General features: G+C 52.0%; 10 protein-coding genes. 1 reads left to right on the top strand and 9 read right to left on the bottom strand.

The features are described from left to right. Positions 1-83: 83 nt before the first annotated feature. Entirely contained in the window at positions 84-1,013 is a 930-nt protein-coding gene (locus MON40_RS02160) for a hypothetical protein (RefSeq protein WP_003779899.1), read from the bottom strand. A gap of 251 nt (positions 1,014-1,264) precedes the next feature. On the opposite strand from MON40_RS02160, the gene ubiG reads away from it, so the two are divergent. Then, entirely contained in the window at positions 1,265-1,984 is a 720-nt protein-coding gene (ubiG, locus tag MON40_RS02155) for a bifunctional 2-polyprenyl-6-hydroxyphenol methylase/3-demethylubiquinol 3-O-methyltransferase UbiG (RefSeq protein WP_003779893.1), read from the top strand. Between the two features lie 564 nt (positions 1,985-2,548). Here ubiG and ftsZ read toward each other — a convergent pair. The 8 genes from ftsZ to murG form a co-directional block, all read right to left on the bottom strand. Continuing rightward, positions 2,549-3,739, bottom strand: coding sequence for a cell division protein FtsZ (gene ftsZ, locus MON40_RS02150; protein ID WP_003757229.1), 1,191 nt, complete (start codon positions 3,737-3,739; stop codon positions 2,549-2,551). A 223-nt stretch (positions 3,740-3,962) separates the two neighbouring features. Next, a complete protein-coding gene (ftsA, locus tag MON40_RS02145) occupies positions 3,963-5,207 on the bottom strand; it encodes a cell division protein FtsA (RefSeq protein WP_003779891.1) in 1,245 nt (414 codons plus the stop codon). Between the two features lie 80 nt (positions 5,208-5,287). Further along, positions 5,288-6,013: a cell division protein FtsQ/DivIB gene (locus MON40_RS02140; protein ID WP_003779890.1), complete on the bottom strand. Its 726-nt coding sequence runs from the start codon at positions 6,011-6,013 to the stop codon at positions 5,288-5,290. Beyond that, complete coding sequence (locus MON40_RS02135) at positions 6,003-6,917, bottom strand: D-alanine--D-alanine ligase (protein ID WP_003757235.1); 915 nt, start codon at positions 6,915-6,917, stop codon at positions 6,003-6,005. Before MON40_RS02135 ends, MON40_RS02140 begins: the two co-directional genes overlap by 11 nt. 149 nt (positions 6,918-7,066) lie before the next feature. Next, positions 7,067-8,476, bottom strand: coding sequence for a UDP-N-acetylmuramate--L-alanine ligase (gene murC / locus MON40_RS02130; protein ID WP_003764619.1), 1,410 nt, complete (start codon positions 8,474-8,476; stop codon positions 7,067-7,069). 287 nt (positions 8,477-8,763) lie between these two features. Continuing rightward, a complete protein-coding gene (locus tag MON40_RS02125; protein WP_003757241.1) occupies positions 8,764-9,474 on the bottom strand; it encodes a DUF6348 family protein in 711 nt (236 codons plus the stop codon). 165 nt (positions 9,475-9,639) lie between these two features. Continuing rightward, positions 9,640-10,467, bottom strand: a complete 828-nt coding sequence (locus MON40_RS02120) for a class I SAM-dependent methyltransferase (protein WP_003779888.1) — start codon at positions 10,465-10,467, stop codon at positions 9,640-9,642. 134 nt (positions 10,468-10,601) lie between these two features. Continuing rightward, positions 10,602-11,669, bottom strand: coding sequence for an undecaprenyldiphospho-muramoylpentapeptide beta-N-acetylglucosaminyltransferase (gene murG, locus MON40_RS02115; RefSeq protein WP_003779887.1), 1,068 nt, complete (start codon positions 11,667-11,669; stop codon positions 10,602-10,604). Positions 11,670-11,672: the final 3 nt, after the last annotated feature.

Below are 11,672 nucleotides of genomic sequence, written 5' to 3'. Positions count from 1 at the left end.
TCAGACGACCTTTTTGCTTGGCGGATTTATCCAATCGCCGTCATTTTTTCCGCTGTTGAATTGGCGGCTGGAAATGTGTTGCGTTATTTCAATTTGCTGTTTTTCAATGATTTGGATGATGTCGGCGGCTGCAATGCTTCGACGGCGATGTCTTTGGGGTGTGCCGCGATAAAGGATTTGGTCGCGCGCATGATTGCCTGTATGCGCGGGTCGTTCCAGCGGACGATTTGATGGTTTTCATCACGCTTGTCCGACCAGATAATCACGCCATCCATATATTTGCTGCTGATTTCGAGCATTTTCTGCCAGCGTTCGGCATCGATAAATTGTTTGAAATACGGGCTGTTGCTCGCGGAATAATATTGCGGCCAGAGGTAGCCGATGATTTTTTTGTCGGGATAGCGCTTTCTAATCTCGGCAACGGTGGTTTGGACGTCTTTTTCCCATTGCGCCAAATCGGGCGTGGTGATGTAGAACACGGGATTGGCATAGTCGCTGATGGCTGCGCTCATCTGACGGCGTTTGCTGAACTGCCGCCATTTTGCCAACACTGCCTCGTTGTCCGCCTGAGTTTGGTAGTAGCGGATGGCGTGTAAGTGTTCGTCGGGTAAGCCGTAGTTGCTGATGTAGGCGCGGGGATTTTCTTCTTTGAAAATCCGGTACATACGGGCAAAATCGGTTTTAAGTTCCTGAGGCGTGAGGATTTGTCCATCTTTTTCGGCAAACCAGGTTTCGATGTCGGTGGAGATGGTGCGGTAGCCTTCGCGATAGGACTGGCGCGCCAATTCGCGGATGCGTTTTTCGTTCAATACGCCGTGTTTGCGCTTACCGGCAGGATCGGGCATGACCAGCTCGGATTCGTAAATCAGAAATACTTTGGACAGTTTGTCGGCGGTCAGGTCGGGTTTGCCGACGTAGTCCATGCGGTCGTAAATGATAAAGTCTTTGCCTGAGACAAGTGCGGAGGCGGCGGCAAGGAAGAGTAGGGATGCGGCGCGGATAAATGGTTTCATTGGGTTTTCTTTTTGGTGAAGGTCGGGGCTTGCTGTTTCGGCAATGCGAGGAGTGCTTGATATAAATTAATGGGAAAGGTCGAGGCAAACAAGGCGGAAGGGGTAAAAACAAGTCAAAGGTCGTCTGAAAAGGGTAAGCGGCGTTTTCAGACGACCTTTTGGCGGCTGGCGGCGGTTTGTCTCTGTTCCATCCTGCCGCTTTGCTATAAAATCGAAACCCTCTTCAACCCGAAATCCAAATCAGGAAAATCATGATGGAAGCAGCCGGACAACACAACGTCGATGCGGACGAAATCGCTAAATTCAGCCAAATTGCGGATAAATGGTGGGATAAAAACGGCGAGTTCAAACCTTTGCACGACATCAATCCGCTGCGCTTGGGCTATATAGACTCGTTCGCGCAGTTGGCGGGCAAACGTGTTTTGGATGTCGGCTGCGGCGGCGGGATTTTGTCGGAAAGCATGGCAAAACGCGGCGCGGCGCACGTTACCGGTATCGATATGGCGGAAAAATCGCTGCAAACCGCCCAAGCCCATGCCGCTGCCGAAGGAGTGGACAATATCGATTACCGCTGCATCCGCGTCGAAGACCTTGCCGCCGAACAGCCGCACAGTTTCGATGTTGTAACCTGTATGGAAATGATGGAACACGTTCCCGATCCCGCCGCCATCGTCAAAGCCTGTTCGGAGCTGGTGAAGCCTGACGGCATGGTGTTTTTCTCCACCATCAACCGCAACCCTAAATCTTATCTTCATCTGATTGTCGGCGCGGAATATGTGTTGAACTTTGTTCCCAAAGGGACGCACGATTGGCAAAAATTCATCACGCCCGCCGAGCTGGCGCGGATGTGCAGACAGGCAGGTTTGGACGTTATCGACACCAAGGGCATGACCTACAATCTTTTGACCCGCCGCTATTCTTTATGCGACTCGACAGAAGTGAATTATATGATTGCCTGCCGCCCGGTTTAAATCTGCCTATCCGAATCATGAGAAGAGGTCGTCTGAAACTTACGTTTAAGAACGTTTCAGACGACCTCTTATCAACTTCTCACCAATGCAACTTGCCCGCCTCTCTTATTTCAATTTCTTGAAGCAAACTTCCCGCAGACAAAGACCGCCGTTTCCAAACAAACAGAAATCCAGCTTTAAAACGGGAACTCACTAATATAGTGGATTAAATTTAAATCAGGACAGGCGACGAAGCCGCAGACAGTACAGATAGTACGGAACCGATTCACTTGGTGCTTCAGCACCTTAGAGAATCGTTCTCTTTGAGCTAAGGCGAGGCAACACCGTACCGGTTTAAAGTTAATCCACTATAAAACCCAAAGCTGAGTCTTAACAATAGATTTTTATTCACATAAGAATAATATCAAAGGATACCAATCCACTCTCTCTTTGATTCCCTCTAAAATTACATCCTATCTCTACATTGCACAGATACAAATACAGAGATACAAATACAGAGATACAAATACAGAGATACAAATACAGAGATACAAAAAAGCCTGCTTAAAGCAGGCTTTTTATCGATTATTTATCAGGATTGTGCTGACGGCGCAAAATCGCAGGAATTTCAAAATCATCTAAAACAGACTGATTGCCGAAATCTGCCGCAGTCAGATTCATGGAGCGAATACCGCGGTTGGTTCTTACCAGGCTTTCTACACTACCCGGTTGTTGAACATGGGAATCATCGACTCCGCTAACCAGTTTTTGTGCGCGGACAGCCGCACGCATTTGGTTTTCGCTGCCGTTTTCTTTCAAACCGGTCGCAATAATGGTTACGCGGATAGCATCTTCGCCCATGTTGTCATCTTCGGCAGTACCGTATTTGCATTCTGCTTCAGGATGCGCATTCTCGTTAACCACTTTCATGATTTCACGATATTCGGACATTTTCAGGCAATCCGGAGCGGTAGTGATATTGACCAATACGCCGCGCGCGCCATCCAGAGTCACATTATCCAGCAACGGGCTGGAAATCGCTTGTTCGGTTGCCAAACGGGCGCGGTCGATGCCTTGGGAAAAACCGGAACCCATCATGGCGATACCTTTGATGCCCATTACGTTTTTAACGTCGGCGAAGTCAAGGTTGATGAAACCGGGACGGGTAACTACTTCGGAAATACCGGCTACGGCATCACGTAGGACGTTGTCCGCCGCACGGAACGCTTCACGCATGGTCACGTCTTCACCCAATGCGGTCATCAGTTTGTCGTTCGGGATGATAATCAATGAATCGACTTGACCTTTAAGCTGCTCCAAACCTTCTTGGGCAATGTGTACGCGTTTGCCTTCGTAGCCGAACGGACGGGTAACGACTGCAACGGTCAGGATACCCATTTCTTTGGCAATCTCGGCAACCACAGGAGCCGCACCGGTACCGGTACCGCCACCCATACCGGTGGTGATGAACAACATATTCGCGCCGCGAATAGCATCTTCGATGGCTTCGCGATCTTCTTGTGCCGCAGCACGGCCGATTTCAGGATTGGCACCTGCACCCAAACCACGGGTCAGATTAGTACCCAATTGGATGCGCTTGGCTGCGTTATTTTTACCCAAAGATTGTGCATCAGTATTGGCACTAATAAATTCAACACCTTGGATGGTGTTGGCAATCATGTTGTTAATAGCGTTGCAACCGCCGCCACCCAAGCCGATTACTTTGATGACCGCAGGGCTTGCGGCTGATTCAGCTACGTCGTAAACAAATTCCATTCAAATACTCCTGCGCGCCCTGCATCGAGGACGGTCCAAAAATTTAGATATTACCCGTATTATATAAGAAGTATTCCGACGCTGGCAAAATACTTCTTATTCATTCACCATTACCGTTATTTTTTTACTACATTTTTTAACGAAAGCACACAAGTTTTTAATTATTGCGATTGGAACTATTCCGACGGCAATTCATTTTCCCTGTAAGCAAGTAACGGAACAATCAGAAATTGTCTTTAACAAATTTCATCAATCTTGCCCACAGACTGATTTTTTCAGCCTGATCATGAACTACGATAGCGCCGGTCACCGGCGCGCCGTCTTCTTCTCCCCTTGCCGCCTGCAAAAGACCGATGGCGGTCGAATAGCGCGGATTGCGGATGCGTTCGGATACGCCGCCCATTTCTTGAGGTACGCCGATGCGTGCAGGTAAGGCGAATACTTCTTCGGCAAGCTCAACGATGCCGGTCAGCATAGATGCGCCGCCAGTCAGAACGATACCTGATGTGAGGACTTCTTCAGGGAAGCCGGAACGGCGCAATTCGTTAAGGGTCAACTCTAGGATTTCTTCGACGCGAGGACCGATGACGCTTGCCAAAACGCGGCGGGAAATCTGGCGGGGTTGGCGGTCGCCGACGCTGGGAACTTCGACCATTTCGTCCAAGCCGTCCATATCGGGAATCGCTACGCCGTAGTGGATTTTGATGTATTCGGCAGCGCTGTGCGGGGTGCGCAGTGCTTGTGCCAAGTCTTTGGTAATCAAATCGCCCGCCACGGGAATCACGGCAGTATGGCGGATGGCGCCGTTGGTATAAACGGCAATATCGGTCGTACCGCCGCCGATGTCGATGACGCATACGCCCAAATCTTTTTCGTCTTCAGTCAAAACAGCCTGACCGCTCGCCAAAGGCTGAAGCATGATTTGGTCCATCTGCAAACCGCAACGATGGATACATTTTTGGATGTTTTGCAGGGCGGTATTGGCACCGGTAATGATATGTACGCGGGTATCGAGACGGACGCCGCTCATACCGATAGGCTCTTTGACGCCGGGCTGGTTGTCGATGATGTATTCTTGCACCACGGTATGCAGGATATTGTGATCCGGCGGGATGTTGATGGCTTTGGCGGTTTCGATGGCGCGGTCGATGTCGGCTTGCGAAACTTCACCGTCTTTGATTTTGACAACCCCTTGCGAATTCAAGCTGCGGATATGGTTACCCGCGATACCGGTCGTAACGTGGCTGATTTTGGTGTCCGCCATCAATTCGGCTTCATTGACTGCCTGCTGAATGGCTTGGGCCGTCGCGTCAATGTTGGTTACCATGCCTGCTTTAAGGCCGCGAGACGGTGCCTGTCCGAGTCCGACGATGTGGATTTCGTTGTCGTCTTGTACTTCGCCAATCAGGGCGATGACTTTGGATGTGCCGATATCGAGGGCACTGATATATTTACCTTGTTGTTCCATTATATTTGCTCGTTATTTCGCTGGAGTTATAACTATTTGTCTGTATTGGCAATAGTTTGCTTCACGCCGTTTGCTTGGCTTTAGTCGTCTGAAACACTTTCAGACGGCATCTCTGATGTGTAACGCACGGAAAATCCGTCTTTATACCGCATATCAACGTAGGATAACCGATTTTGATTTTTACGCAACAGCGTCGGCCAAATTTCGGCGAAAAGTTGTAAGCGTTTGATTTCGTTTTCCCTTCCCAGTCTGACGGTAACCCCGTTGTCCAAGACCACCAACCAGGCGGAGCGCGGCGTATAAATCAGTTCTTTAATCGCCAGATTTTGCCGGCGGAGGATGCCGGAAAATTCTTCGTAATGTTTGACCATGTCTTTGCCCGTACCCGGCTGTCCTTCAAAGATTGGCAGCTTGGCTTTGAGCTGGGCGTCAAACACATTGCCTTTGGAATCGACCAAACCGCCGCTGCGCCAATGGGCGACAGGCACGCGCTCAGTCAAATGGATTTCGACGGTATCGGGAAAGCGGCGGCGCACCATGGCGGAATCCACCCACGGCAGCTTTTGAAAGGCTGCCTGAATACCGTCCAAATCGGCACGGAAAATATTGCTGTGCGTGTGCTGTTGAGCGGCGCGCTGAAGTGCTTTCCCGTCCGAATAGGTCAGCTTGCCCTGTATGGACACTTGTTTGACGGGAAAATGATTGGAGTTGTATAGCCAGGCTATGCAGGTGCCGATGAGCAGCAATGCCATCAGCAGCAACAGCCAGCGGGTCAGCCGACCCAGTGCGCTTGCGTCATCCCACATGTGCGGTTTTCAGAATTTCAATGCATAAATCGGCAAAATCCACGCCGGTATGGGCGGCGGATTTCGGTACTAAACTGTGGCTCGTCATGCCGGGCAGCGTGTTGATTTCCAAGAGGTAAAGTTTACCGTCGGTATCCTTGAGGAAATCGACGCGCACACAACCTTCTGCCCCGATTGCCTGCGCCCCGCGGACGGCCAGGGAACGCATCAGGTTTTCTTCAGCCTCGCTCAAGTCTTCGGACGGACATTGATAAACAGTGTCGTCGCGGTTGTATTTGGCTTCGTAATCGTAGAACTCGGTCGCGGGGATGATGTGTATGCTGGGCAGGCCTTTGCCGTTCAAGACGGGGCAGGAATATTCGCCGCCACCGATGAACCGTTCGGCAATGATTTCGCCTTGAAGGTGTTTCAATTCTTCGTAAACGCTTTTCAGACGACCTTTTTCTTTGACTTTCACAACACCGACGCTGCTGCCTTCGGCTGCCGGTTTAACGAACATGGGCAAGCCGAGTTGCTGTTCGACGGCATCGAAATCGGAATCTTCGTGCAAAACGGCAAACTCTGGAACGGGCAGCCCCAAAGCTTGCCAAATCAGTTTGCAGCGGTATTTGTCCATGCCGATGGCTGAAGCGGCGACACCGCTGCCGGTATAAGGAATGCCCAACAATTCCAACGCACCCTGAACGGCACCGTCTTCGCCGTAAGTACCGTGGAGGATATTGAAAGCAGTTTGGAAACCTTGGGTTTTCAATTCCGCCAAGGGCGTTTCTTTAGGATCGAAGGCGTGTGCGTCTATGCCTTTGCTTTTTAAGGCATTCAAAATGGCGGCACCGCTATCCAGCGAAATTTCGCGTTCGCTGGAAAAGCCACCCATCAATACGGCTACTTTGCCAAAATTCTGCATTGTTTTTGTTCTTTCTTGATTACTTCATTTTTTGATACAGGTCGTCTGAAAACGAATCGGGTTTTCAGACGACCTTAATCTTGCTTGCCCACCCGATGGAACATCGCTTCATCGGGCGGCTATCACGGCATCACGATAAAATTTCCGCCTCAGGCTTTTTTCGACAACTCCAGCATCGCGGCAGGAACACGGTTGATGCTGCCCGCACCCATATTCAACACGATGTCGCCGTCCTGTAAAACGTTCAACAGCATTTCAGGCAAGTCGGCGACGTTTTCGCAGTAAATCGGCTCGAGTTTGCCCAATACGCGGATGGCGCGGGCAAGGGCGCGGGAGTCGGCGGCAGCAATAGGCTCTTCACCGGCGGCATAAACTTCGGTCAACACCAGCGCGTCAACGGTATTGAGGACTTTGGTGAAGTCTTCGAACAAATCGCGTGTGCGGGTATATCGGTGCGGCTGGAAGGCGAGCACCAAACGTTTTTCCGGATACGCGCCGCGTGCGGCGGATAGGGTCGCTGCCATTTCGACAGGATGGTGTCCGTAATCGTCCACCAAAAGCGCGGTTCCACCATTGGGCAGCTTGATGTCGCCGTATTTTTGGAAGCGGCGGCCGACGCCTTCGAAACCGAGCAAGCCGCGCTGAATCGCTTCGACGGATGCGCCGACTTCCAGCGCCACGCCGATGGCTGCCAAAGCATTGAGGACGTTGTGTCTGCCGGGCATGTTCAACACGACTTCAAACGGCGCCTGCTCATGTCCTTTCATTTGGACATGAACGGTAAACTTCATTTGCGCACCGACGCTTTCGATGTCGGTCGCGTAAATATCGGCGGTATCGTCCAAGCCGTAAGTGGCGTAGGGTTTGCTCACTTTGGGTAAAATCGCGCGGACGTGTTCGCTGTCGATACACAAAAACGCTTTGCCGTAGAACGGCATACGGTGGATAAAATCGACAAACGCCTGATGCAGTTTTTCGACGCTGTGTCCGTAGGTGTCCATGTGGTCTTCGTCGATATTGGTGACGACGGACATAATCGGAGTCAGATGCAGGAAGGACGCATCGGACTCGTCGGCTTCGGCGACGATATATTCGCCTTTGCCCAAGCGGGCGTTGGTACCTGCGGCATTGAGTTTGCCGCCGATAACGAAAGTGGGGTCGAGACCTGCCGCGCCGAGGATAGAGGCGGTCAGGCTGGTGGTCGTGGTTTTGCCGTGCGTACCGGCAATGGCGATGCCGTCGCGGAAGCGCATCAACTCCGCCAACATCAGGGCACGCGGAATGACGGGAATTTGCTGCTCCAGCGCAGCGACGACTTCGGGATTGTCTTTTTTGACGGCAGTAGAAGTAACGACAACGTCCGCGCCGTTGACGTGTTCGGCGGTATGACCGGGATAAACTTGAATACCCAAGCTGCTCAAATGCTCGGTGACCGCATTTCGCGCCTGATCCGAACCGGAAACTTTAAAGCCCAAATTGTGTAAGACTTCGGCGATACCGCTCATGCCGACGCCGCCGATACCGACAAAATGGATGTTGGTGACTCGATTTTTCATCATGATGTTGCGTTCCGGTGGATTTTCGATGCGTAAAGGCGTTATTTTAAAGGGCTATCCGCTTCTGCGCCATAGTTTTCTTGTAAATTAAAGATGTTTCGGCATACAGGATTTCACATTGGTGGCAATATGGGTAAAAATGAAGTTGAGTTCAGCGGCAAATTACCCATTTTTAAACTCGACTTCAGCTACCAAAATACCAGCAAAAACAAAACATAAGGTCGTCTGAAAACCGTTTTCAGACGACCTAAAATCTTGCAGACGGGTTGATTTTGACGGTTTCAATAGCCTTATACCGAATCCAAGGGCTTGAGCATGATGCAACGGCGTACGCTGTAATAGGCTTCCCTGCGCAACCAAGGGAGACCGGCAAGCTGTTTTTCTTCTTCAGCGGCATCTTCTTGGTTGTCAACCATAAATTCCACGTTCATCGTAACATTGTCGGATTGGGCGTAGAAAAAGCGGATTAAATGATATTGTGCTTTGAGGTTTTGATGGCAGATGATGGTTTGCAGCGTGCTTTCCAGTGCTTCGGGGATGATGTTGCCGATTGTTTCCATATCACCGCCGTCAGTGTCTTCGACCAAATTTTTCGTTACCCAGTCCCCCAAAATCGCTTGGAAACGGTTTCCATTGCGTGCCGTCCAGATTTCGTGCGGGCAATGGTTTTCGTTGGGATTGAATGTATCCAGTAAAACGTGCAGGCTGTTGGTGCAGAAGCTTTGCAGGTTGCGTGAAAGGGCTTCTTCCAGATTTTCGCCGATGTCGCCGCAGCATTCGTAGAGTTCGCGCCCGTCGGGCAGGGTAATGCCGACATCGAAACGGCTTACCACTGCGCCGTTGGCGTGTTCGCGCGGAAACGCCCAAGTTTCAAGTTGTACGGGTACGGCGAAATTGGGCAGGATTTTTTCGCCCTGCATTTGGCAGGCATAGCCGTGGGCTTGCAGGATTTCGGCAAGGGCTTCGTTGAGGTCTAGGGTGTCGAGTTCCTGGGGTTCCATGATGGTTTCTCGGAAAGTTGGAAATTCAAAATCGAAATTTTCTATATGATTATGAGGTTATGCAAGTTCGCTTCGTCACTCCCGCCTATACAGGAATGACGATATAAATTTACCATCAAAGCCTGAAGGTCGTCTGAAACCGGTTTTCAGACGACCTCTCGTTTATCAACTTGACGGCACTTGTATCCTCATCAAGCGCATATCCAGTTTGCGCCGCCCCCACGCGGTCGCATACACAAGGCGCAAGAGCCACGGATAACGCGGTTTGCAGACGCTGCTCAAACCCGCTTCTTCGATGATTTCCACACCCGATATCAGGCGTCGGATGTCGTCCGTGCCGCTTATCGCCCAGCGGAACTCGGGCGGTTTGTCCATTTTACCGAGTGCGTCGTGGCGTTTGCTTTGTCCGATGTAGGCCTTGGGGATAGTGTCGAAGGCAAGTTGGGCGTGCGGCAGACGGCGGGCAACCTGTTTGAAAAAGTCCTGCACCTGCGCTTCTTCAAAATACATCAACACACCTTCGATCACGAGCAACACGGGTTTTCCGTGCGCGGCAACGGTGTTCATCCACGCTTCGTCGAACATGGACGCGCCCAGATAATGATTGTCCGACTCGGGCAGCAGCATACGCCGCACTTCAATCACTTCCGGCAAATCCAAATCATACCAAGCGGTAATGCGCGGCCTGCCCAGACGTTCGTAACGCGCATCCAGCCCCGCGCCGATTTGCACGACGACGGCATCGGGATGTTCGGCGATAAAATGCCGGGTCATATCGTCCAACAGCTTCGCCCGCCCGCAACAGCCGACCTGCGATGCTTTGACTTTGGCAAACTTGCTGAAGTCGTAGTCTATCTTGTCCAACATCCGCACGGCTTCGTCATCGCGCAAAAGCGGCTGCGCCCTACCCTGCTCTACGGCCTTCGCCCACAGGGGAATCAGCATGGTACTGGACAGGACGGAAACGGTTTCGGGAGAGATTTTTTCGGACATGGCAGCCTCCAATGAGAGAAATTCCTATTTACATCATACTCCCGAACAATACGGCTGCCAAGTTGCAAAAAGGTCGTCTGAAACCCGTTTCTTGGTTTTCAGACGACCTCTGTTTCGTTCATCGCATTATGTCATCATGCCGTACACGCGATGGCGGCTTCCGCCACATCGTCCGCGCTGTGCGGCAGTGCCAATGTGCGGGCGTTTTCCGCCCATTTGAGGCATTTTTCGCGGTTTAAGCCGCCGAGGATTTCGGCGAGTTTTTCCGCTGTCAGCTGGGTTTGCGGCAACAACAATCCTGCTTCTGCCTGCACCATAAAACGCGCATTGGCGGTTTGATGGTCATCGACGGCGTAAGGATACGGCACCAGCAGCGCACCCAGCCCCGCCGCCGTCAACTCGGCAATCGTCAGCGCGCCGGCACGGCAAATCACCAAGTCGGCATCGCGGTAGGCGGACACCATGTCAGTAATAAATTCCACGCATTCGGCTTTCACGCCCAGCGCGTCGTAATCCGCCTGCAAGCTGCCCAGCTTGCCCCGACCCGATTGGTGGTACATCTGCGGGCGCGCATCGTCAGGCAGCAAAGCCAATGCCTGCGGTACGGTTTTGTTCAAAACGTCTGCGCCCAAACTGCCGCCGACCACCAAGATTTTCAGACGACCTTCACGCCCTTGGAAGCGTTCGGCAGGCACAGGCAGGTTGGCAATATCGGCGCGGACGGGGTTACCGACCAGGCCGCCTTCGTGGCTGAACGCTTTCGGGAAGGCGTACAACACCCGCTTCGCCCAACGCGACAGTTGGCGGTTGGACAACCCTGCCACAGCGTTTTGTTCGTGAATCACAATCGGCACGCCCAACAGCTTCGCTGCCAAACCGCCGGGGAAGGTAACGAAGCCGCCGAAACCGATGACGCACTCAACGCGGTGTTTGCGGATAATCCGCTGCGCTTCGCGGACGGTTTTATACAAAGTGAACGGCAACATCAGCTTGCGTTTGATGCCGTTGCCGCGCACGCCTTTAATCGCCAGCGTTTCGAGCAGGATGTCGTATTGCGGCACGATGCGTTCTTCCATCGAGCCTTCGCTGCCCAGCCAAATCACATGATGGCCGCGCGCGCGCAATGAGTCCGCCACCGCCAGCGCAGGAAAAATATGGCCGCCGGTACCGCCCGCCATCAGCATGAAAGTTTTACCACCCATGAT

Origin of the sequence: Neisseria macacae ATCC 33926 (assembly GCF_022749495.1) — a bacterium.
Taxonomy (GTDB): Bacteria; Pseudomonadota; Gammaproteobacteria; order Burkholderiales; family Neisseriaceae; genus Neisseria; species Neisseria macacae.
Note: the sequence above shows the minus strand (reverse complement) of the source record. Positions and strands in the feature narration are given on the sequence as shown.

What these genes read in the sequence shown, in the direction of transcription:
- MON40_RS02160 (WP_003779899.1), bottom strand. Translation starts at nt 1,013, where the DNA reads ATGAAACCATTTATCCGCGCCGCATCCCTACTCTTCCTTGCCGCCGCC.
- ubiG (WP_003779893.1), top strand. Translation starts at nt 1,265, where the DNA reads ATGATGGAAGCAGCCGGACAACACAACGTCGATGCGGACGAAATCGCT.
- ftsZ (WP_003757229.1), bottom strand. Translation starts at nt 3,739, where the DNA reads ATGGAATTTGTTTACGACGTAGCTGAATCAGCCGCAAGCCCTGCGGTC.
- ftsA (WP_003779891.1), bottom strand. Translation starts at nt 5,207, where the DNA reads ATGGAACAACAAGGTAAATATATCAGTGCCCTCGATATCGGCACATCC.
- MON40_RS02140 (WP_003779890.1), bottom strand. Translation starts at nt 6,013, where the DNA reads ATGTGGGATGACGCAAGCGCACTGGGTCGGCTGACCCGCTGGCTGTTG.
- MON40_RS02135 (WP_003757235.1), bottom strand. Translation starts at nt 6,917, where the DNA reads ATGCAGAATTTTGGCAAAGTAGCCGTATTGATGGGTGGCTTTTCCAGC.
- murC (WP_003764619.1), bottom strand. Translation starts at nt 8,476, where the DNA reads ATGATGAAAAATCGAGTCACCAACATCCATTTTGTCGGTATCGGCGGC.
- MON40_RS02125 (WP_003757241.1), bottom strand. Translation starts at nt 9,474, where the DNA reads ATGGAACCCCAGGAACTCGACACCCTAGACCTCAACGAAGCCCTTGCC.
- MON40_RS02120 (WP_003779888.1), bottom strand. Translation starts at nt 10,467, where the DNA reads ATGTCCGAAAAAATCTCTCCCGAAACCGTTTCCGTCCTGTCCAGTACC.
- murG (WP_003779887.1), bottom strand. Translation starts at nt 11,669, where the DNA reads ATGGGTGGTAAAACTTTCATGCTGATGGCGGGCGGTACCGGCGGCCAT.